Origin of the sequence: Collinsella sp. i06-0019-1H4 (assembly GCF_042849575.1) — a bacterium.
Lineage (GTDB): Bacteria > Actinomycetota > Coriobacteriia > Coriobacteriales > Coriobacteriaceae > Collinsella.
This window is the reverse complement of the sequence record NZ_BAABYB010000001.1, coordinates 2,248,354-2,270,086: the sequence shown is the minus strand read 5'-3', so window position 1 is coordinate 2,270,086 and position 21,733 is coordinate 2,248,354. Positions and strand designations below refer to the sequence as shown.

The window sequence follows — 21,733 nt, the reverse complement described above, 5'->3', positions numbered from 1 at the left end:
TATGAGATACCCGAATTGCGACATACGAGCGCTATTCATGATATCGATTAATTAATTTTAGCGACACGTGGATATCCCGCGGGCCCGATGCGGTCCCGCAAGATACCACGGGCGCACGGCGGATGCCTTGGCACAGGGAGCCGATGAAGGACGCGGCAAGCTGCGATAATCCCCGGCGAGGAGCACACATCCTTCGACCCGGGGGTCTCCGAATGGGCGAACCCATGCACAGCAGTGTGCATATCCCCGGCCTGAACACATAGGGCCGGGGAGGACAACCCGGGGAACTGAAACATCTAAGTACCCGGAGGAGAGGAAATCAATCTCGAGACTCCCCGAGTAGCGGCGAGCGAAAGGGGACCGATGGCCAAACCGTCGAGCGGGCATACCCGGCAGGGGTTCCGCCGACGGGGTTGCAGGGCCGCGCATCCGGGGGCTGCCGCCCCCGGGCGCAGGTCCGGCTGGGGAGCGGAACGGCATGGGAGGGCCGGCCGCAGCGGGTGACAGCCCCGTACGCGAACCCAGACCGGACGGCGCGACGCGGTCCCTGAGTAGGGCCGGGCACGTGAAACCCGGTCCGAACCTGGGTGGACCACCATCCAAGCCTGAGTACTACCCTGTGACCGATAGCGCACCAGTACCGTGAGGGAAAGGTGAAAAGCACCCCGGGAGGGGAGTGAAACAGTACCTGAAACCGTGCGCCCACGAGCAGTCGGAGCACCCTTTTAGGGTGTGACGGCGTGCCTTTTGTAGAATGAGCCAGCGAGTCGCTGGCGCGGGGCGAGGTTAACCGAAAGGGAGCCGGAGCGAAAGCGAGCCTTAACAGGGCGACTTGAGTCCCGCGCCGCGGACGCGAAGCCGGGTGAGCTATCCGTGGGCAGGCTGAAGCGGGGGTAAGACCCCGTGGAGGGCCGAACGCACGTCGGTTGAAAACGGCGGCGATGACCTGCGGATAGGGGTGAAAGGCCAATCAAACCCGGAGATATCTCGTTCTCCCCGAAATAGCTTTAGGGCTAGCGTCGCGCGTTCACCGCCGGAGGTAGAGCACCGGATGGACGAGGGGGCTTCGCCGCCTACCGAATCCAACCGAACTCCGAATGCCGGCGGCCCAGAGCGCGGCAGTCAGAGCATGTGGGCTAAGCTGTGTGCTCGAGAGGGAAACAGCCCGGACCGCCCGCTAAGGTCCCCAAGTTCCAGCCGAGTGGCAAAGGATGTGCGTCCGCCCAGACAACCAGGATGTTGGCTTAGAAGCAGCCATGCATTCAAAGAGTGCGTAACAGCTCACTGGTCGAGTGGACATGCGCCGACAATACACGGGGCTAAGCTGGACACCGAAGCGGCGGGATTTTATTCATTAGAATCGGTAGGGGAGCTTCCCATGGGCGGAGAAGCCGTCAGGGCGACCGACGGTGGAGCGCATGGGAGTGAGAATGCTGGCATGAGTAGCGAGAGACGAGAGAGTAACTCGTCCGCCGTGAACCCGAGGTTTCCTGGGCAAGGCTAATCCTCCCAGGGTCAGTCGGGGGCTAAGGCGAGGCCGGGAGGCGTAGCCGACGCGCAGCAGGCAGACATTCCTGCACCGCGCACGCGGCGCTACGACCGACGGGGCGACGGATGGGGGTGGCTCGGCGGGGTTCTGGACGTCCCCGTGATGGAGCGCGGCCCGCGGACCAGGGAAATCCGGTCCGCAGAAGGGCGAGGCTCCGGACGAAGCGACTGAGCGAAGCGAGTGAGCCCGAGGTCCCTAGAAAAACCCCTAGGCAGGCGCGTGCGCGCCCGTACCGCAAACCGACACAGGTGGGTGGGTAGAACATACCGAGGCGATCGGGTCAACCATGGTCAAGGAACTCGGCACAATGGCCCCGTAACTTCGGGAGAAGGGGTGCCCGCGCGTACGTGAACCGGCTTGCCCGGGGAGCGGAGGCGGGCCGCAGTGGAGAGGCCCAAGCGACTGTTTACCAAAAACACAGGACTCTGCAGAAGCCGCAAGGCGACGTATAGGGTCTGACGCCTGCCCGGTGCCGGAAGGTCACGCGGAGGGGTTAGCCGTTAAGGCGAGGCCCCGAAGCCAAGCCCCGGTAAACGGCGGCCGTAACTATAACGGTCCTAAGGTAGCGAAATTCCTTGTCGGGTAAGTTCCGACCTGCACGAAAGGCGCAACGACTTGGGCGCTGTCTCGACCATGGACCCGGTGAAATTGCACTGGTCGTGAAGATGCGACTTACCCGCGGAAGGACGGAAAGACCCCGTGAACCTTCACTGCAGCTTGGCATTGGCCGCTGGTCCCGCGTGTAGAGGATAGGCAGGAGGCATCGATCCGGAGGCGCCAGCCCCCGGGGAGCCGCCCTTGGAATACTGCCCTCGCGCGACCGGCGTCCTAACCCGAGGCCGTCAACCGGCTCGGGGACCGTGCCAGGCGGGCAGTTTGACTGGGGCGGTCGCCTCCTAAAGGGTAACGGAGGCGCGCGAAGGTCCGCTCGGGACGGTCGGCAACCGTCCTTTTGAATGCAAGAGTACAAGCGGGCTTGACTGCGAGGCCCACAAGCCGAGCAGGTGCGAAAGCAGGCTCTAGTGATCCGGCGGCCCCGAGTGGGTGGGCCGTCGCTCAACGGATAAAAGGTACTCCGGGGATAACAGGCTGATCTTGCCCAAGAGTCCACATCGACGGCAAGGTTTGGCACCTCGATGTCGGCTCATCGCATCCTGGGGCTGGAGCAGGTCCCAAGGGTACGGCTGTTCGCCGTTTAAAGCGGTACGCGAGCTGGGTTCAGAACGTCGTGAGACAGTTCGGTCCCTATCCTCCGTGGGCGCAGGAGAATCGATGGAGGCTGCCCCCAGTACGAGAGGACCGGGGTGGACGCACCTCCGGTGAACCGGTTGTCGACCAACGGCACGGCCGGGTAGCCGCGTGCGGCGCGGATAACCGCTGAAGGCATCTAAGCGGGAAGCCGTTCCAGGGATTAGTTCTCCTTCCGGTAAGGGCCCAGGTAGACTACCTGGTCGATAGACGGCAGGTGCAAGGACGGCGACGTCCTCAGCCGAGCCGCACTAATCGCCCGAGCTCTTCCGGAACCGCACCTCGCGGCCCGCGGGACCCAGCGCCCATGCGCGGTCCGGGCACGAGGATGCCCCCGAGTCACTCCCCCCTATACGCCATGCGGCCCCCAGGGCACGTGTACGCGATACCGGACACCGAGAACGGTGGGCGCCGCCCACCGGTCAGCGGCCAGAGCATGGGGGGCACGCCCGGTCCCGTTCCGAACCCGGAAGCTAAGCCCCATCGCGCCGAGAGTACTGCGGGGTCAGCCCGTGGGAGGCCAGGGCGCCGCTGACCGGTGGACGGCACCGAGCCGCCATTGGGAATGTAGAAGGGGGAGGCCTCGCGGCCTCCCCCTTTTTTGCGTTTATAGGGCCATCACTCCACTCTCGCTGTGTTTTTGACCCTCGTTTGTCGCATCTTCTGCGAACGGGCTACAATGTCATAGTCTGTGCAGCATGGAGGTGATTATGGCCGAAGCCGGAATCGGCGTTGATATCGTCGAGATTTCGCGAATGAAATCAATCCTTGAGAATACGCCCGCGTTTGTTCGGCGCGTGTTTACCGATGAAGAGCGTTCGTATTGCGATGCCTCGTCTCGTCCTGCCGCGCATTATGCCAGTCGTTTTGCTTCTCGCGAGGCGGTGCTTAAGGCGCTTGGTACGGGTTTTAGCCAGGGCGTTGGCCGTAAAGACGTTTCCGTAACGCGCGATAAGCTCGGCAAGCCAAAAGCGCTGCTTTCGGGTCGTGCTCTTGAAATCGCCCGGGAATTGGGTGTTGTCGAGGTCGCTCTTTCTATTACTCTGACGGGTGACTTGGCTGTCGCTAATGCCATTGCGATCACCGAGGATGCTCGACCTAAACCCAAGGAAGAAAAGGTGAGCACGAAGGAGCGCGTTGCTCAGACATTTAAAGAGGCTCGTTCTGTCTTAGACGAGCTCGAACAGCTGCAACAATCTGCTTTGTCGGAACATCTGGATGATGATCCGCAAGATATGCTAGGAGCATAGATGAAACCGGTTTTGAGTACCGAGGAAGTCGTTCGCCTCGAAGATATTATCGAGCGTGAGGGTACCTCGAAGGCCGAACTCATGGAGTTGGCGGGCGAATTTGCTGCCAACGAGATTTTAAAGCTCAACCCCGATCGCGTTCTTGTATTGGTCGGTTTTGGCAACAATGGCGGAGATGGCTGGGTTGCCGCTGACATTCTGACGCATAAGGGCGTTGATGTAGATATCGTCTCTCCGGTTGAGCCGGATGAGATCCCTGCCGCTCTCGCTCGTCATGTCGCCCGTCGTACTGCTGGTCGCGACGTGCGTGTGTGTGTCGGCCCCTCTCGTGATGAGCTGGAGGTGCTGATTGATAAGGCTGATGTTGTAGTCGATGCCATTTTTGGTACCGGTTTTCATGGTGATCTTCGTGCGCCGTTTTCAATCTGGATCCCCACGGTCAATGAAAATGCCGATCGCGTTGTCTCCATCGATGTTCCCTCGGGCCTGAATGCCGAGACGGGTGTGGTGGATGACGACTGCATTCGTGCCGAGCGTACGGTGACGATGATTGCTCCCAAGATCGGCTTATACAGCGCTGACGGTCCCGAATATGCAGGCGATCTGGTCTGCGGCGGTCTGTATGACCGCCTTGATGAGGTTATTGACGATGTCGACCATGCTGCCGAGATCGTGGAACTCGGTGACCTTGTGGACTATTTTGCTCCGCTGCCTACGAATATCGATAAGTACTCGCGCGGCTCGGTGCTCATTGTTGCCGGATCGGCGCAGTATCCTGGTGCGGCCATTATGGCTGCCAAGTCCGCTGCCCGCGCAGGCGCCGGCTATGTGGCAGTCGCGACTCCGGATGCGTGTGCCAACCTTATCCGCATGGCGCTCCCCTCGATTCCGGTCTTTGCTATTCCATCTGATTCCCGCGGTTCTTTTGGTGCCGCTGCGCGCATGACGGTATGTGAGATTGCCAAGAAATATAGCTGCGTGCTGTGTGGTCCCGGCATGACGACATCTGCCGGTGCCATGCAGGTGGTTTCGGGTCTGCTTGAGCTCGACGTACCGCTTATCTTGGATGCCGATGCTCTCAACTGCCTTGCCAAGATTGCAATCGATGGCATCGACAGTAATCCCGAGATGTATCGTCGTGAGCAGCCGCTCGTTATGACGCCGCATTATCGTGAGCTTTCGCGTCTCGTCGCCGGTGATGAGGTCAATGACCTTGGAACCGCGATTGCCGCCGCGCAAAAGGTTGTCTGGGCCGCCGGTTCCGATAACCTCGTTGTTATCGCTAAGGGCCCGACGACGGCCATTTGCGGTGTTGAGCGCGTGCTGCTGCCGCTCTCTGGCCCGGCGTCGTTGGCGACCGCTGGCTCGGGTGACGTCCTTGCGGGTATTCTGGCCGGCACGCTAGCCACCATGCGCGACGAGATGGACCGCTGGGAGCTGCTGTACTCGTATGCCGTCGCGCTTCATAGCTATGCCGGTTTTGCCGCGGCGACGGAGTTTGGCGAGAAGAGCGTTATCGCGACCGATCTTATCGACTTGATCGGTCCCGCCATGGAGTTGGCGGCAAAGGATGCGCTCGATGATCTGGGAATCACGGACGAAGGGTCGGATGACTAATTATGAATAAAGCCGATTTGACGCGTTGGTCCTGGGTCGAGATCGACCGCGGGGCGCTTCGCCGCAACACGAGGGCCTATAAGAATTTGCTGAATCCGCGTCAGCGCCTGTGCTGCGTGGTTAAAGCCGACGCTTATGGTCATGGAGCTGTTGAGTGCGCCAAGATTATGTATTCGGCCGGCGCCGACATGTTTGCCGTGGCGACGGTTAACGAGGGCGTTGAGCTCCGACAGGGCGGGATTACGAAACCCGTCCTCATCCTAAGCGAGCCGCCTATCGAGGCCATTCCGACGTTGCTCGAGTTCGATATCATGCCCTCGGTCTATACGTCCGACTTTGCTCTTGCGTATGGCGAATGTGCCGTCGCGGCGGGCAAGGTGGGCAAGTATCATCTCGCCATCGAGACGGGCATGAACCGCATCGGCGTACATTACACGCAGGTGCTCGACTTTGTCCGCGGTATTGATTTCCATCGCGGTATTCAGTGCGACGGCGTATTTACGCACTTTGCCACGGCCGATGAACCTTCGGGCTGGGACTACAAGCTGCAGTGCCAGCGCTTTACCGAGGCCGTTCAGGCCATTAAGGATGCGGGTTTTGAGTGCGGTATCGTGCATTGCGCCAACACGCCGTCCTCGATGCTCGACCCCTCGATGCATTTTGATATGATTCGCGCCGGCGTTGGCTTGTATGGCATGCAGCCGTGCGAGCTGAGTAGCCGTGTGATGCAGCTCGATCCCGTTATGAGCGTTCATGCGCGCGTGACGCGCGTGGCGCACCCTGCGATGGGCGAGGGCGTGGGCTACGGTTTTACCTACCGCGTACCGCGTACGCGCGTTCAGATCTGCACGCTGCCGATCGGTTATGCCGACGGCCTATCGCGTACGCTTTCCAATCGTATGGATGTGCTGTATCGCGGCGAGCGCGTGCGTCAGGTTGGCAATATCTGCATGGATCAGTTTATGGTCGCCATTCAGTCCAACCCGGCACACGAGATTCCCGAGGCCGAGTATGGTGACGAGATGATTATTGTCGGCCGCGATGGCGATGCCGAGATCACTATGGACGAGATGGCCCGACTGCGCGGAACGATTAACTACGAGGTCGCCTGCGGCTTTGGCATGCGTCTCGACAAGGTCTACGTGTAGGAGCCGCTATGGGCGTCATGCACATCCCCGGCCATACCCATCAGGCGCCACGTGAGGTCGCACTCGAGGAGATTGAGGCTGTTTTAGGCGACTGCCATCTCTGCCAGCTCTATCAGTCGCGCCATAGCATCGTGTTTGGCGTGGGAAACCCCCACGCTCGCGTCATGTTTATTGGTGAAGCACCGGGTCGCAACGAGGATTTGCAGGGCGAACCCTTTGTGGGGGCGGCGGGTGAAGACCTCAACGGCATTTTGTCCCTGGCAGGTCTTAAGCGCGAGGACGTCTATATCGCCAACGTGCTTAAGTGTCGCCCGCCGGGAAACCGCAATCCGCGTCCCGAGGAAGTGCTGGCTTGCTCACCGTTTTTGCGCGAGCAGATTCGAAGCATCTGGCCCGATATCATCGTGACGCTCGGTAACCCCGCAACGCACTTTGTGCTCAAGACCGAGATCGGCATTACCAAGCTGCGCGGCAGGTTCCATCAGATGGGCCACTTTGTGGTGATGCCGACGTTTCATCCTGCGGCGGCGCTGCGCAATCCGGCGTGGCAGGAGTTGCTGGAGGAAGACTTTAAGATGCTGGGCGACTATCTGGAGCGGCACCCCGCGCCGGAGACCGCCTCGGAATAATAAGGAGCGCATATGTCCCTGGAGCGCCTGGGGGTAGGTACCTATAGAACGGCTCGTACTGCCGATACGGAGCATTTTGGCGAGCTGGTCGCACCGTGTCTAGAAGATGGCGATGTGCTGATTTTGACCGGCGGCCTCGGGGTGGGCAAAACCCGCTTTACCAAGGGCGTTTCGCGCGCTCTGGGCGATGAGCATATGGTCACGAGCCCTACGTTCGCACTCATGGCCGTTCATGACCAAGGGCGTATTCCGCTGTTCCATTTTGATCTGTACCGCCTGGAGCATGCCTACGAGCTTGAGGATACGGGCATTTTTGACGTGCTGGGCTATGAGGGTGTTTGCCTGCTGGAATGGGGCGAGCAGTTTCAGGATGAACTGACAGATGAGTATCTTTCGGTGACGCTTAAGCGCGATGAGGACGACAGCGACGTGCGAACGATAACGCTTGAGGCACACGGCGAGCGCGCGGATGAGCTTTCCCATTTGATAGATAAGGCTGTACAAGATGAGCTTGCATAACGACAACGCGCTGGTGGTGGCGCTCGACACATCGACCGACATGCTTGCCTGCGCGGCAAGCTGGATTGACGTGCAGACAGGCGAGGCAAAGTTGGTGAGTGGGGACCATCTGTGTCGCCGTCATGCCAACGTTGAGCTCGTGAATACTGTTGATGGCCTACTGAAGCAGACCGGCCTGGATCGCAGCGATGTCGGCTGTTATGTGGTCGGCCGCGGCCCGGGTTCGTTTACGGGCGTGCGTATCGGCATCTCCACCGCAAAGGGTCTGGCACGTGGTGCCAACGTGCCGTTGCTCGGGGTGTCGACACTTGACGCTTGCGCCTGGACGGCATGGAAGGCCGGCGTACGCGGCAAGCTTGGTGTTCTTGCCGACGCCATGCGCGGCGAGGTGTACCCGGCGCTGTATGTGCTGGGGGATGAGGGTCCCGAGCGTCTGTTTGAGCGCGAGCGTGTGGTCAAGGCCGCCGTGGCGCTTGATGAGTGGCGCCAGACCGCGGACTGGGATCAGGTTCAGCTGACTGGTGACGGTCTCGTGCGTTATGGCAAGCTGCTGGGTGAGGACGAGACGGCGCGCTGCGTGGAGCGAGATCTGTGGTGGCCCTCGGGCGAGGGCCTGCTGATGGCGCACGCCGCAGGCGATGGCGATCCGGCTCGCGTCTTGCCGATCTATACGCGCCTTTCGGACGCCGAGGAAAACGAGCGCAAGCGCCTGGGCCTTGCCGAGAGCGCGCAGAGTGAGGTGACAGGTGTTGCCGACGAGCTCGCCGGACGTCATCTGCAATTCCGCCCCATGGGCGTGGCGGATGCCGAGGGTGCGAGCGCGCTGGAGGCAGCCTGCTTTGAAGGCGCCGGACACGAGGCGTGGACGCCGGGCATGTTCCTGTCCGAGCTGGGCGAGGACGTTGCCGCTCCGCGTAGCTGGTGGGTGGCGCACGACGACGGTCAGCTGCTGGGTCTTGCCGGCGGCATGGTCGTCGACGGGGACGTGCAGATTATGGACGTTGCCGTCGATCCGACTCATCGCCGTGAGGGTATCGCCCGCAAGCTTCTGTCGCACGTGAGCTATGACGCGCAGATGCTCGGCTGCACCACGGCTTCGCTTGAGGTTGAGGACGGCAACGAGGGCGCAATTGCACTCTATACCGCCCTAGGCTTTACCGAGGCGGGTCGTCGCCGTGGCTACTACGGTGCCGGCAAGGATGCCATCGTCATGACGGCACCGCTGCCCCTGGTGCTTCCTCTCGACAATGCCTCGCCCGAGCCAACTGCTGCCGAGCAGCGCGCATGGCCGCTGCCCGCGTCCGAGCGCACCGTTGAGGAGCGTGCCGAAATCGAACGCCGTCGCCTGGTGCTTGCCATCGAGAGCTCCTGCGACGAGACGGCCGTGGCAATTATCGATGCGGACGGCAATATGCTGGCCAACCAGGTGTCGACGCAGATCGATTTTCATGCTCGCTTTGGCGGCGTGGTGCCCGAAATCGCCTCGCGCAAGCACGTTGAGGTCATCGTGAGCGTCGTGGACGCGGCGCTCGAGGACGCCGCAGCGTCGCTGGGCCTTACGGGCGGAGCCATTGCACCAAGTGAGCTTGCCGCCGTGGGCGTGACGCAAGGTCCTGGCCTGGTGGGTGCCCTGGTGGTGGGTGTCGCCTTTGCCAAGGGCTTTGCGTATGCTGCCGGCAAACCGCTGGTGTGCGTCAATCATCTGGAGGGTCACCTGTTTGCCAACCTGTTGGCGCAGCCCGACCTTAAGCCCCCGTTTATCTTTACGCTCGTTTCGGGCGGGCACACCATGCTCGTGCACGTAAAGGCATGGGGCGACTACGAAGTGCTTGGCGAGACGCTGGACGACGCCGTGGGCGAAGCCTTCGACAAGGTGGCAAAGGCACTGGGTCTTGGCTATCCCGGAGGCCCCATCATCTCCAAGCTTGCCGAGACGGGCAACCCCAAGGCGATCGATTTCCCCCGTGCGCTGAACAGCAGGGGGGACTATCGCTTCTCGCTTTCGGGCCTCAAGACGGCGGTGACGCTCTACATCGAGCAGGAGACTAAGGCCGGGCGCACGATCCACCTGCCCGACCTGGCGGCTTCGTTCGAGGCGGCGGTCTTTGACGTGCAGTACAAGAAGGCAAAAAACGCTCTGCATGCCACCGGGTGCAAGGAGTATTGCATCGGCGGCGGCGTCTCGGCCAATCCGCATCTGCGCGAGATGATGATCAAGAAGCTCGGGCGTCAGGGGATCCGCGTGACGGTGCCGCCCTTGTCTGCCTGCACCGATAACGCCGCCATGATCGCGGAGGTCGCCCGCCGTAAATTCGACCGAGGTGAAATCTCGCCGTTCGACGTCGACGCCGATCCAAACATGACGCTGTAGTCGTACGGGTGCGGTCCCCGACCGGAGGGGCCGGATATAAGGTTTCCTGCTCTACAGTCCTGCGCAAGACGAAGGCCACATTAAGTGGCCTTCTTTGCGTGCGGAACTCGCGATAAACCTTATATCCGGCCCCTCCGGTCGGGGACCTTTCTGTATCGATATAGCTTCTGAGCTGGTTCGGCGTCGACAGCGTCCGGCAAGGTTAGCCAGCCTGCATCGAATTTCCGGCGTGCTTTGGCTGAAAGAATAAGTTGGTGTGCGGAGCTTTGCTCCGCACATTTGGGATGGGAATTCCTCGGGGGCGGGGCGGGCGCCTGCCGCCATATATGAACTTTATCGCGAGTTCCGCACGAACAGGAGGCCACTTAATGTGGCCTCCGTCGTGAGCAGGATTGTCCGAGCAGGAAAGTTCATATATGGCGGCAGGCGCCCGCCCCGCCCCCGAGGAGCATCTCTCAAGCAAAAACTGTCGTGGGGTAAAGTCCGAGGTCAGTGGCGTTTTATACCGAGAAATTCAAAAAAGTTGAAAATTCATTACATATTTGCGTTGACTTTAGGTAACTAAAGTTTCATACTCCTTTTCAACCACTGGGGGATGTGAACACGCACGGATCGTTCACATCATGATTGAAGAGGATTTCTTAGACATGTTCACGCATCAGCTAAACATTATCAGCGTAGTAATTATCTGATGCGGGTTAGCACATACAGCTAGCCCGTACGATAACGGGCGGCTGATGAAGATGAGGGCCGTCGAGCGCAACCGACGGCCCTCATTTTTTATGTCTGGGAAGTTCTTTTTAGAGGAGGAAATGTAATGAACGGAGTTTTGCTCATGGTTGTGGCCGCGGCGGTGCTCGCCTGCGGCTATCTGGGCTATGGCCGATGGCTGGCCAACAAGTGGGGCGTTGACAAAGAGGCCCTCACGCCGGCCAAGCGCATGAAAGACGGCAACAGCTTCTCGCCCGTCTCCGCCTTCACCGCGTTCTCGCACCAGTTCAGCTCGATCTGCGGTGCCGGCCCTGTTACGGGTACGATCGTCGCCATGGCCTTCGGCTGGCTTCCCGTCGTGCTCTGGGTCCTCGTCGGCGGCATCTTCTTTGGCGCCGTCCACGACTTTGGCGCCCTGTACGCCTCGATGAAGAACAACGGCAAGTCCCTGGCCCAGCTCATCGAGAAGTACATCGGCAAGACCGGCCGTCGCCTGTTCCTGCTGTTCTGCTGGCTGTTCTGCATCATCGTCATCGCCGCTTTCACCGACATGGTCTGCAAGACGTTCATGTTCACCCCGGCCGTTGACGCTTCTGGTGCTGCTACCGGTGCCATCGACTTCACCAAGTCCTATGCCGCTGGCTGCGCTGGCACCATCTCCATCCTGTTTACCTTCGTCGCCATGGCCTTTGGTTGGGCCCAGAAGAAGTTCAACCTCACCGGCGCTGCCGAGTTCGTCACCGGCGTGGTACTCATGGTCCTCATGTTCGCCGTCGGCATGCAGTTCCCGGTCTACCTGGACAAGTTCCAGTGGTTCGCCGTCGTCATGGTCTACCTGGTCTTTGCCGGTGCCATGCCCATCCAGATGCTCAAGACCCCTCGCGACTACCTCACTTCCATCATGATGATCGTCATGATCGTTTGCGCTGTCCTCGGCATCGTCGTCCTGGGCGTCAACGGCCAGGCCACCATCACCGCTCCGGTTTTCACCGGCTTCTCCACTGCCTCCGGCATGATGTTCCCGGTCCTGTTCGTCTCCGTCGCTTGCGGTGCTCTCTCCGGTTTCCACAGCCTCGTTTCTTCCGGCACCTCTTCTAAGCAGGTCGAGAAGGAGCAGGACGCCGTCAAGGTCGGTTATGGCGCCATGATCGTCGAGTCCTTCGTCGGCATCCTTGCCATCATCGTCGCCGGCATCATGTTCTCCGACATGAACACCGCCGGTACCGGCGCCCTCAACGCCGGCGTCGCTTCCACCCCGTTCCAGATCTTCGCCGCTGGCATCTCCCGCGGTATGCAGGCCTTCGGTGTTGACGGCACGCTCGCTACCGTCTTTATGACCATGAACGTTTCCGCTCTGGCCCTGACCTCGCTCGATGCCGTCGCCCGCATCGCCCGCACCTCGTTCTCCGAGTTCTTTGCCCAGACCAACGACGCCCTGGCCATCGAGTCCAAGGCCGGCTACATGAAGGTTCTCGGCAACCCCTGGTTCGCCACGGTCGTCACCCTGCTTCCCGGTCTCGCCCTTGCTTTTGGTGGCTATGCCAACATCTGGCCGCTCTTTGGTGCTTCCAACCAGCTGCTCGGCGGTATGACCATGATCACCCTCGCCGTGTTCTGCAAGTGCACCGGCCGCAAGGGCTGGATGCTCTACGTGCCCGTCGCCTTCCTGCTCTGCTGCACCTTCACCTCGCTGGTCCAGAGCGCCATGGGCTGCATGGCCGCTGTCCAGGCTTACGGCTTCTTCGGTACCATCCCGGCTACCGCCACCACGGCCGCCGTCTCCGTCGCCGCCACCAAGGGCCTGCAGCTCGTTTTCGCCGTCCTGCTGATGGTCCTGGGCCTCATCGTTGCCGTCAACTGCCTCAAGGAGTTCTTCGGCAAGGAGGCCGGTTCCATGCCCGACGAGGAGCCCGAGTGGTCCGAGATGGGCAAGGCCGAGTATGGCCGCACTGCTGCCGCCGAGGCTCCCGCCGACGCCGAGGCTGCCAAGGCCTAGTCAACTTGATGAGCTAACCGTTCCATCCATATGACTCGGAAAGACCGGGTCCGCAACGACGCGGGCTCGGTCTTTTTTCTTGCGGGAACGGGTGATGCAAAGGCGTCCTCGCAGATGTTTTGCGTGGATAGGCTCGCGCGATGTACCATATAGACGTATATGTGTACATATGAAAGGGGCCCCGTGGCCAAGACGGTATATTCCGATAACCAAAATAATGTCGATGCCCTGGCTGAGCGTCTGAGCAGCCAGACGTCGCTTTCTGCCGAGCGCGCCAAGCTAGTTGCCTACGACCTGCTCTGCCGCAAGGCACTCAAGATCAAGTCGAGCGCGCTGGCGCAGATTTTCCGCTCCGTCGATAAGGAATGCGACACCAAGGCGATGCGCGACGAACTCATCGCGGCAAAGATCGTTACCAAGATCGAGGGCAGCGGCATTAACGGACGTCCGGCGTTCTATACCATTCATGCCGAGATAAGTGATGCTCAGGAGCAGCTTGCCGAGGCTGTCGAAGAGGCCGTCGAGGACGTTGTAGAGGCGCCCGCTTCGGTGGAAACAGCTCCGCGCGAGCATGTCGATACCGACGAGCTGCTTGACGAGAGCGTCGTTCGCGCCTTTACGGCCAAGGCTGGCCGCGGCGGTTTTGGCGGGGGCGGCAAGCGCGATGCTCAGCGCCGTGCCCAGCAGGAGCGCTTCCGTCGCGCCGTGGCTCAAAAGGATGAGCTCGATACCGAGGCTGTTGAGACCGAGGTTGCTGCCGAGTCGCAGAAGCCCGCGAAGGAGCAAAAGCCCATGGAGGCCCAAGAGCCCAAGCGTCGTCGCGGTGCTCACTTTAAGGCTGCGCAGCAGGATGTCGCGCATGAGGCTGAAGAGCCTTCCAATGCTGCAGGCGATGTTGAGGAGTCTGCCAAGAGGGCTCCGGGTTCGTGTCGTCCCGGTCGCGGTTTTGCGGGACGCGCGTATCCCGTAAAGCGTCAGGAGAAGGGCGAGCCGGCTTCGACCACTCAGGCCGAGAAGGCCGAACAAACCGAGAAAACCGTTGAGCCGGTGGCTCGCGAGCAGCAGCCTTCCGAGCCGCAGTCTGCGGCTGGCACCGAGGTCAAAGCTCAACAGTCCGCTGATAAGCAGGCAGGGGAGAGCGCTTCGAGCAAGCCCCGCCGCCGTCGTCACCGCGGCGGTCGTGGCTCAAATGCCGAGGCTGCGGCCGAGAATGCAGCGACGCAAAACAAGGATGCGAAGGCTGAGACCCCGGGGGAGCAGCCCAAGCGCCAGCCGGCGAAGGAGGACAAGCCCGAACGTTCGCAAAAGAGCTCGTCCGCGCCAAAGCAAGAGCGCAAAGCTCAGGCAGATTCCAAGCGCAAATCCCAGACGCAGCCCAAACCGACTGCAAACGATGCGGACGTCCAGCAGCCTGAGCCGCCCGCTCATGGCGAGGTTTCGGCGTTTGCTCTGGCACGTGTCCTGGGAAGGCAGCTGCTCAAGGTCGTTCCTACGCCAATGGCGCTCTCCAAGATTAAGGAGCAGCAGACTCAAATTGTTAAGGTCGAGGGCAAGGATGGCAAAAAGGCTCAGCAGCGCACTCAGCACAACGAGATGTCCAACCGCAAGATTGCCGAGGAGATTGCGATCATCCAGGCTTGGATAGAGCAGAATCGCGGCGCCGACACGCCGGTCGCTTCGCGTCGCCAGCGCGCCTACCAGATTTTTAACGATGAGAAGGCCTTTGACGGCAAGCATGGCGAGCGTCTGATTCGGCGTATGACCGAAAAGGGCATTAGCATGCAGGCAATCAAGGTTGCTCCCAACCGTCCTGTGCACTTTACGGGCTTCTTTACGCTGGGCGCCGACAAGCCGTTCATTATGGTCGAGAACCTGGACACCTATGACGAGATCGTCAAGCTCCTGCGCGGCCGCAAGCACGCCAAGCTTTTTGGCACCAAGGTGGGTGGCGTGATCTTTGGCGGCGGCTGCAAGGCGAGCGTTTCACACGCACTGGATGATTATCTGGCCGAGATCGGCTATCGCTTTAACTATGTCTACTACGTGGGCGACATCGATCGAGAGGGTGCGCGCATTGTCGAGCAGACCCGTAACGCCAATGTGGTTGAGATCCGCCTGCATGCCGGTATGTATCGCGCCATGCTCGCCGAGCACAAGCGTCGCGTGAAAGCTGGCGGCGAGTGCGAGCCCGCAGCTGCCAACCAGGGCGTGCCGCAGAACCTGGCGGCGGCGATCAAAGACCTGCCCATGGTCACGCGCGTGCAGTTCCGCAATGTGCTGCGCGAGGGCGGACGCATTCCGCAGGAGATTCTGATGACCGCCGACTATCGGGATGGCGACTCGGGAAGCTTCGACCGCATGCTGAACAATTAGTTCCGCCGTTCTACCGAACGGCGGTCTTCTTGACGCTGCGAGGGGCCCTGGCACGGCAATCTGACGTTCAACTTCGGCGGCGCGACCAGAAGGTCAGCGCCGCCTTGTTTCACGTCACCTTGCCATACCAGGACCCCTCTCGCTGTCACGTCCAAAACATCGAGGTCACGTGGCCTCCTGTTCGTGCGGAACTCGCGATAAACCTAAGCCGATGTCCCCGCTCTCCCGGGGCCTGTGGTTACTTGGTTGTTGCATGCGGCTCGCTTTTCGGAACTGGGCTGATAATTCTAGATGCAAGGCGCTCTTGGTCGTTATGGGCCTGGGGCGTCTGTCTTATATAGGTGGATTCCTTGCGGGTTCGAATCCCTCCGCTTGGCGGCGTTGGCTCGATTTTCTTAACGCGAGGAGCTCTCGGTCGATGTGGGACGGAGGGATTCCGCGTCCGCCTGCCGGCGGCCGCGCCCCGCTGCGTCGCTTCGCTCCTTGCGTGCTGCGCTGGAAAACGCTTCGCGTTTCCTCAGCTCCGCACCCTTGCGGGTTCGAATCCCTCCGCATGCCCACGAAAAAGCGCTCCAGGTTCATAAGAGCCTGGAGCGCTATGTTCTTTGGGGCTGGGACGGAGGGATTCGAACCCCCAACAGCCGGCACCAAAAACCGGAGTTCTACCGTTGAACTACGTCCCAATGTGTGGTGTTGCCCAAAAGCAACCCGTTTAGTTTACCTAATCTGCGAGGGCATCGCAAACGCCATCGAGCAGGCGTACGGCGAGTGTCTGCGCATCACTTGCGGTGAAGGTTCCGTTGTAGCGCGTCATGCCCGTGAGCTCAATGCGGATGCGCGCGGGCTTTTGCTGCGCGGCGACATTGGCGGTGCGGATGCGCTGTGCAAGGTTGTGACACTCGGCAAGGGCGATCGTGGCGCGCGGCGCAGCATCTGCGGGCAGCTCATCGCTTGCAATCTCGAGCACCAGATCCACGTCGGTCGGAACCTCGGAATCGCAAAGCATCATGCCGCTGCTGTCGGTCGTCGCCGTGGCGATGTTCCACATGCGCGATGCAACGCTGCGTGCGATGGGGTCCTCACCGATGACGGCAATCTGGAAGCGCTCGAGCACGTTGGCGGCGCGGGCAAAACCGATGCGCGACTCGGCCTCGGTAACCGAGGGCTTGCCCTCCCACACGTGATGCAGGCGGTTGATATAGGCGTAGGTATCCTGGAACGCCATGCCATCGGCAAACAGGCCAACATTTTCCTGGAACTGCTGCAGAGCGGCCTCGGTGTGCGGGCCAAAATAGCCGTCGTCCTCACCGCAGGCAAAACCCAAAACGTTGAGCGCGCGCTGCAGGGCCTGAACGTCGGCGCCATGGAAATTGGGCATACGCAGGTAAAGCGTGCGGTCGCCCAGCTTGTACGAGGCGTCGACCAGGGCGCTCCAGCAGGGGATATCGACGGCGCAGCCAGCGGCAAGACCGCTGTCGAGCCTGAAGGTGCCAACAGCCTGCTCGGTGGTGGCACCAAAACGCTTGTCGGCGACCTCGGTGGCATCAATCGTGTAGCCGAGCTGCAGGAGACGAGACTGCACGTCCTCGACGGCTGCTCCCTGCATGCCCGTTGTAATAGGTTCCATGAACGAACCCCTTTCGGCGTACCATTCGTACTATTTGAACACGTGTCGGATAGACAACGCAAAGGGATGCATAAACATGCACTCAACAGTGTAGCAACTTGTACCCAAACGCGCTGCCCACAGGTTTTGTGACCCCCGCTAGTTGAGGCGCTCCACAAAGAAATCTGCCATGGAGAGGAAGAGCTCGCGCGCATGCGGGTCGAGCTCGACGCCTTCGATAGCGGCCTTGGCCTTGGCGGTCAGGTCGAGCGCATAGTTGTGGGCGTAATCGATGGAGCCGGTCTCCTGGAAGATCTCCACGGCGCGCGCGAGCTGCGCGGGGTCCTCGGTGCCCGAGGAAAGGATTGCCTCGACCTCGTCGTGATGGCGCTCATCAGACAGGGCGTGCACGGCAACGAGCGTGCGTTTACCCTCGGTGATGTCGGTGCGGAAGTCCTTGTTGGCGGCCTCTTTGGTGCCGACCAAGTTGAGCAGGTCGTCCTGAATCTGAAAGGCAAGGCCGGTGTGCAGGCCAAAGGCGCGTAGCGCCTCGACCTGCTCTTCGCTGCCGCCGCCGATAATGGCTCCGGCGGCAAGCGGCGTGGCTCCGCTGTAATACGCGGTCTTGTGCGTCGCCATGTCCAGGTAGTCATCAACCGAGATATCAAAGCGCTCGTCACGGACCCAACCCAGGTCAAGCGCTTGACCCTCGATGGTGCGGACGATCATCTCGGTAAGCTCGTGGAGCACACGCAGCTTCACGTCGGACTCGAGCGTGGGATCGTCGAGAACCGTCTTGGTGACCATGGTGAGCGCCAGGTCGCCACAATTGATGGCAAGGCCCGTGCCCTCGGTAAGGTGCATGCAGGGCTTGCCTCGACGAAGCTGTCCGTTGTCGGCGATGTCGTCGTGAATCAGCGCGCCTGACTGGAAATGCTCGATAGCTGCCGCGGCGCTGCGGGCGCTCTCAAAGCTACCGCCCACTGCGGTTGCGGCGAGCATGCAGATAAGCGGGCGGTGGCGCTTGCCGGCGTTGGCCGTAAAAGCCGAGAGCGGCGCGTACAGGTAGCGCTCGATATCGGCGGAAGTCGCCTGTCCGTCAAAGAACGTGGCCAGATAGTCGTTAATCTGGTCAAAGTGCTGGGCTAAAAAGCTGGTAAACGGACTGGACACGGGTTCTCGCATTCTTTGATAGGTTGCATCGTTGCATTATGCAGACAACATATTGCCACATTAGGGCGTCGAGCGCGGCGGTTGAAGACGATTGGTCCATGCGGCCGCAAGTGCGGTAGGGGCTTGGCTAGATAAGCCCAAAGTGTTCGAGCGCGGTGACGACGCCGTCGTGGTCGATGCTGTCGGTGACATAGTCGGCCTTTTCCTTGAGGAAGTCCGGCGCATTACCCATGGCGATACCGACATCGACGGCGTTCATCAGCGAGACGTCATTGCTGGCGTCGCCGATGCCGTATACGGTTCCGTGGTGGGGGTCGAGGGCGTCGAGTACGGACTGGATACCCTCGCGCTTGGTGCATTCGCGAGGCGAAATCTCGGTCACTTCGAGCTCGAGCTCGTTAAAGCAGAGCAGCGGCTCAAACGCTTGATCCTGAGCGATGCGGTTGGCAAGCGACGTGGACATTAAGATCTTGTAGGCGCTGTAATGTTGCAGCTGCGTAATTGCATCGCCCACGGTGCGGGCGTATCCGGGGGCGTCGGGCGCATCGGCACTCATGCGAACGACGCCATTGAGTCCCTCAAAACGAATCACTTCGTCCGATTGCTCAAGAATGGGAGCAAGGCGCTGCAGCATGCCGGGCGTCATCGCCAAATCGCGAATCACGTGTCCCTCAAGTTCGACATAGCCACCCGCGAGGCAGACGATGCCGGTCCAGGGCAGATCGAGCAGCTTTGGATGGATGCAGCTCAGCGTGCGCCCTGTGCAGATAAACGCCATATTGCCCTTGGCGACAAAATTACGGATGGCTTGCGAGACCGCTTCATTGGGATAGGGGGAGAGGTCTCGCTCGCTCTCGGGAAGCTCTTGTGCCACTCGAGGGTCTTGCCAGGCGAGTGTTCCGTCGATATCGAAGAAGCAGATATCGCCGCGCTTATGGGCTGCGCTGGCGGCAGGGGAGGCCGAGGTGGTGGGCACAAATCCCGGCTCGAGGCCCATGATCTGGTCAAAATGCTCTTTAACGCGGGGAACGGAGATGCCGATAATCACCTGGGCGGTCTTGCCCGTAATGATGAGGCCCTTGGCGCCCACCGCGACAAACGACGCGTTATCTGCAACGATGGAAGGGTCTGCGACCTCGACGCGCAGGCGCGTGGCGCAGTTGGTTGCGCCCACGATATTGCCAACGCCACCTAAAAGCTGAATTACCCGCTCAGCGAGGACGTGATCTTGATCGGATTGAATACTGACCTCGCCATTGGGAGATTGCTCTTTGGCAAAGCCGCTTCCCGTTAAACGATCGATTGCCGCGCGATTGGAGACATGATCCTCGCGGCCCGGCGTCTTAAGGTCATAGACCAAGATGAGTGCTCGAAAACTAACAAAAAAGATGAGGCTAAAGGCAAGACCGATACCGAGCGCCAAAAGGTAGGAGCCGGCATGCATTCGCATGAGTGGGATGAAGTTGAAGGCCGTCATTTCCATGAGACCGCCCGAGAAGATGCCGACGATACCGAAGAAGTTCATGGTCATGGCAAGGCAGGAGGATAGGACGGCGTAGAGCAAAAAGAGTCCAGGATAGGTGAACATAAAGAGAAACTCGAGCGGCTCGGTGACACCGCAGACCACCGAGGCGACGATGGCGGGCAAAAGGATGACCTTAAGGCCGGCGCGGCGTTCGGGTTTGGCGGTGAAATAGAATGCTGCCGCGATGGCGGGAAGGCCAAAGAGCTTGCCCCAGCCGGTGGCGGTAAAACCTGCCCAGGGCGCAAGTTCATTTAAAGGGCGCGTGCTATGGGAGAGAATGGGGAGCAGGTTGGTCCACGTGGCGTAAATACCGTCGTGAATGACCAGATTGTCGTAATAGATGGGCATATAGAGCAGGTGGTGCAGCCCCATGGGCTCGAGTGCTCGCTCCAAAAACACAAAGATGCCCACGCCGAAGGGGCCGACGCCCGCAAGTGCGTGGCGCAGCGTTTCGGTCACGGCGTATGCGAAGGGCACGATGGCGGCCGAGATGGCGGCAAGGGCAAACACGGCAAAAAAGCTGATGAGGTAGACCAGCGAGGAGCCCGAGAAGGTGCCGAGCCAATCGGGAACCTTGACATCGTAGAAGCGGTCATGGATGGCGACGACGGTTGCCGACACCGCCAGCGGGCCGATAATGCCGGTGTCGAGCGTCTTGATGCCGTCGATGATGGTGATGCCGCTAGCGGAGGTCAAAGACGACGGGTACTTAAGTCCAAGGTTGTCTCCGCTCAGCTTGATGATCTCGCTCAAAAAGAAGCAATAGGCAAAATAGGCCACGAGCGCCTCGAGGCAACAACGTGCCGGTTGCTTTTGGGCAAGGCCGATGGGCAGCGCTACGGCAAAAAGGAGCGGAAGTCGTTTAAAGACCGTCCACGAGCCGCGCTGGATGATGGTCCAAAAAACGTACCAAGGGGTTCCGTATACGGCGAGGTCGCCGACGATATCCGCAGACGTTGCGAGGGCGGAGACGCCGACCATAAGGCCCGATATGGAAAACAACATGGCGGGCGCGAACATTGCCCCGCCAAAGCGTTGGATTTTTTGCAGCATGTTCTGCCTCCCGAATATCGAGGCGCGTTGCGCGTGGTGAAACGTTTAAACAATGGATTCATTGTAGAGGACCAGACGATTGTCATACCGGCAGTTTTGAGCGAAACCGGTTTGAGCGTGACAGAAACCGTCAACGGTTAAATCCTGTCGCTTTGCCGATAATCGGTTTAAACAACTTCAAGAAATGCTATCGTGCCTAGCCATACATATTCATTAGAGGTGAAGTCATGCCAAAAGCGATTTACGAAGGAATCTACCGCGAGATCCGTTCGCGCATCATTAACGGGACTTATGCGTTTCAGGAGATGCTGCCAACCGAAGCCGAGCTGACCGCGGAATTTGGCTGCACGCGCAATACCGTTCGACGCGCCTTGAGCATGCTGGCCGACCAGATGTTTGTGCAGCCTATACACGGCAAGGGCGTGCGCGTTATTTGGCTCAAGGGTGAAACCGACATGCTGGGCGCACTCGAGGAAGTCGAGTCGTTTGGCGAATTTGCAAAGCGCAACAATGCCGTTGCATCGACGGACGTTAAGTCTTTTGAGCATTTGATTTGCACCGAGCAACTCTCTCGTCGCCTGGGCTTTAAGGTGGGCGAGGAGTTGATTCGCGTGGTGCGTGTCCGAAGCCTCAACGGCAACGCGCGCCAAGTGGACCATGGTTACTTTTTGGCGTCAATCGCCAAGGGCCTGACGCCCGAGATCGCCGCAAAGTCAATTTACGACTATCTGGAGCACAAACGCGGCGTCAAGGTGATGGCGAGTCGCCGTACAGTGAGCGTCGAGCTCGCCAACGATGAGGACTGCAGCTATCTTGACCTCGGCAAATACAACTGCGTTGCCGTCATGGAGAGCCAGTCGTACACCTCGGATGGCATCTTGTTCGAGGTCACGCATGCCCGCACGCATCCCGAGATCTTCCACTACCGCGTCAACTCCAAGCGATAGCCGGCTAGCTCGCAGCCT

12 protein-coding genes, 1 tRNA gene and 2 rRNA genes are annotated in these 21,733 nt (G+C 60.3%); 11 read left to right on the top strand and 4 right to left on the bottom strand.

Going from position 1 to position 21,733, the window contains the following annotated elements; all coding sequences use genetic code 11:
* The first annotated feature begins 95 nt into the window (after positions 1-95).
* From ACGHEN_RS10035 to ACGHEN_RS09990, 10 genes are all read left to right on the top strand, one after another.
* A 23S ribosomal RNA gene (locus tag ACGHEN_RS10035) occupies positions 96-3,072 on the top strand.
* 146 nt (positions 3,073-3,218) lie between these two features.
* Positions 3,219-3,334 (top strand): 5S ribosomal RNA (gene rrf / locus ACGHEN_RS10030).
* A 173-nt stretch (positions 3,335-3,507) separates the two neighbouring features.
* Positions 3,508-4,047 carry a holo-ACP synthase gene (gene acpS / locus ACGHEN_RS10025; protein WP_390399156.1) on the top strand — a complete coding sequence of 180 codons (540 nt, stop codon included), beginning with the start codon at positions 3,508-3,510 and terminating at the stop codon, positions 4,045-4,047.
* Positions 4,048-5,664 (top strand): NAD(P)H-hydrate dehydratase, encoded by a 1,617-nt coding sequence (locus ACGHEN_RS10020; RefSeq protein ID WP_390399153.1) that lies wholly within the window; start codon positions 4,048-4,050, stop codon positions 5,662-5,664.
* A gap of 2 nt (positions 5,665-5,666) precedes the next feature.
* Positions 5,667-6,812 carry an alanine racemase gene (alr, locus tag ACGHEN_RS10015; protein ID WP_349125497.1) on the top strand — a complete coding sequence of 382 codons (1,146 nt, stop codon included), beginning with the start codon at positions 5,667-5,669 and terminating at the stop codon, positions 6,810-6,812.
* An 8-nt stretch (positions 6,813-6,820) separates the two neighbouring features.
* Positions 6,821-7,441, top strand: coding sequence for a uracil-DNA glycosylase (locus ACGHEN_RS10010; protein ID WP_390399150.1), 621 nt, complete (start codon positions 6,821-6,823; stop codon positions 7,439-7,441).
* A gap of 12 nt (positions 7,442-7,453) precedes the next feature.
* Positions 7,454-7,960, top strand: a complete 507-nt coding sequence (tsaE, locus tag ACGHEN_RS10005) for a tRNA (adenosine(37)-N6)-threonylcarbamoyltransferase complex ATPase subunit type 1 TsaE (RefSeq protein WP_390399147.1) — start codon at positions 7,454-7,456, stop codon at positions 7,958-7,960.
* Positions 7,947-10,331 carry a tRNA (adenosine(37)-N6)-threonylcarbamoyltransferase complex transferase subunit TsaD gene (gene tsaD, locus ACGHEN_RS10000; RefSeq protein ID WP_390399144.1) on the top strand — a complete coding sequence of 795 codons (2,385 nt, stop codon included), beginning with the start codon at positions 7,947-7,949 and terminating at the stop codon, positions 10,329-10,331. The genes tsaE and tsaD overlap by 14 nt, the downstream gene beginning before the upstream one ends.
* Before the next feature lie 817 nt (positions 10,332-11,148).
* Entirely contained in the window at positions 11,149-13,038 is a 1,890-nt protein-coding gene (locus ACGHEN_RS09995; protein WP_390399141.1) for a carbon starvation protein A, read from the top strand.
* 183 nt (positions 13,039-13,221) lie between these two features.
* The gene (locus ACGHEN_RS09990; protein ID WP_390399138.1) at positions 13,222-15,411 is read left to right on the top strand and encodes a hypothetical protein; all 2,190 of its coding nucleotides are present in this window, start codon (positions 13,222-13,224) and stop codon (positions 15,409-15,411) included.
* A 611-nt stretch (positions 15,412-16,022) separates the two neighbouring features.
* Here ACGHEN_RS09990 and ACGHEN_RS09985 read toward each other — a convergent pair.
* The 4 genes from ACGHEN_RS09985 to ACGHEN_RS09970 all read right to left on the bottom strand — a co-directional run bounded on the left by ACGHEN_RS09985 (position 16,023) and on the right by ACGHEN_RS09970 (position 20,768).
* Positions 16,023-16,094 (bottom strand) — tRNA-Gln (locus ACGHEN_RS09985).
* A gap of 38 nt (positions 16,095-16,132) precedes the next feature.
* A complete protein-coding gene (locus tag ACGHEN_RS09980) occupies positions 16,133-17,038 on the bottom strand; it encodes a peptidoglycan-binding protein (RefSeq protein WP_390399136.1) in 906 nt (301 codons plus the stop codon).
* Between the two features lie 138 nt (positions 17,039-17,176).
* Positions 17,177-18,190: a polyprenyl synthetase family protein gene (locus tag ACGHEN_RS09975; protein ID WP_390399133.1), complete on the bottom strand. Its 1,014-nt coding sequence runs from the start codon at positions 18,188-18,190 to the stop codon at positions 17,177-17,179.
* Positions 18,191-18,317: 127 nt separating this feature from the next.
* The gene (locus tag ACGHEN_RS09970; protein WP_390399131.1) at positions 18,318-20,768 is read right to left on the bottom strand and encodes a PTS transporter subunit EIIC; all 2,451 of its coding nucleotides are present in this window, start codon (positions 20,766-20,768) and stop codon (positions 18,318-18,320) included.
* Between the two features lie 227 nt (positions 20,769-20,995).
* On the opposite strand from ACGHEN_RS09970, the gene ACGHEN_RS09965 reads away from it, so the two are divergent.
* The gene (locus ACGHEN_RS09965; RefSeq protein ID WP_390399130.1) at positions 20,996-21,715 is read left to right on the top strand and encodes a GntR family transcriptional regulator; all 720 of its coding nucleotides are present in this window, start codon (positions 20,996-20,998) and stop codon (positions 21,713-21,715) included.
* The last annotated feature ends 18 nt before the right edge of the window (positions 21,716-21,733 follow it).

Excerpts from the sequence above, each read along its gene's own strand:
- acpS (WP_390399156.1), top strand. The coding sequence starts at position 3,508 with ATGGCCGAAGCCGGAATCGGCGTTGATATCGTCGAGATTTCGCGAATG.
- ACGHEN_RS10020 (WP_390399153.1), top strand. The coding sequence starts at position 4,048 with ATGAAACCGGTTTTGAGTACCGAGGAAGTCGTTCGCCTCGAAGATATT.
- alr (WP_349125497.1), top strand. The coding sequence starts at position 5,667 with ATGAATAAAGCCGATTTGACGCGTTGGTCCTGGGTCGAGATCGACCGC.
- ACGHEN_RS10010 (WP_390399150.1), top strand. The coding sequence starts at position 6,821 with ATGGGCGTCATGCACATCCCCGGCCATACCCATCAGGCGCCACGTGAG.
- tsaE (WP_390399147.1), top strand. The coding sequence starts at position 7,454 with ATGTCCCTGGAGCGCCTGGGGGTAGGTACCTATAGAACGGCTCGTACT.
- tsaD (WP_390399144.1), top strand. The coding sequence starts at position 7,947 with ATGAGCTTGCATAACGACAACGCGCTGGTGGTGGCGCTCGACACATCG.
- ACGHEN_RS09995 (WP_390399141.1), top strand. The coding sequence starts at position 11,149 with ATGAACGGAGTTTTGCTCATGGTTGTGGCCGCGGCGGTGCTCGCCTGC.
- ACGHEN_RS09980 (WP_390399136.1), bottom strand. The coding sequence starts at position 17,038 with ATGGAACCTATTACAACGGGCATGCAGGGAGCAGCCGTCGAGGACGTG.
- ACGHEN_RS09970 (WP_390399131.1), bottom strand. The coding sequence starts at position 20,768 with ATGCTGCAAAAAATCCAACGCTTTGGCGGGGCAATGTTCGCGCCCGCC.
- ACGHEN_RS09965 (WP_390399130.1), top strand. The coding sequence starts at position 20,996 with ATGCCAAAAGCGATTTACGAAGGAATCTACCGCGAGATCCGTTCGCGC.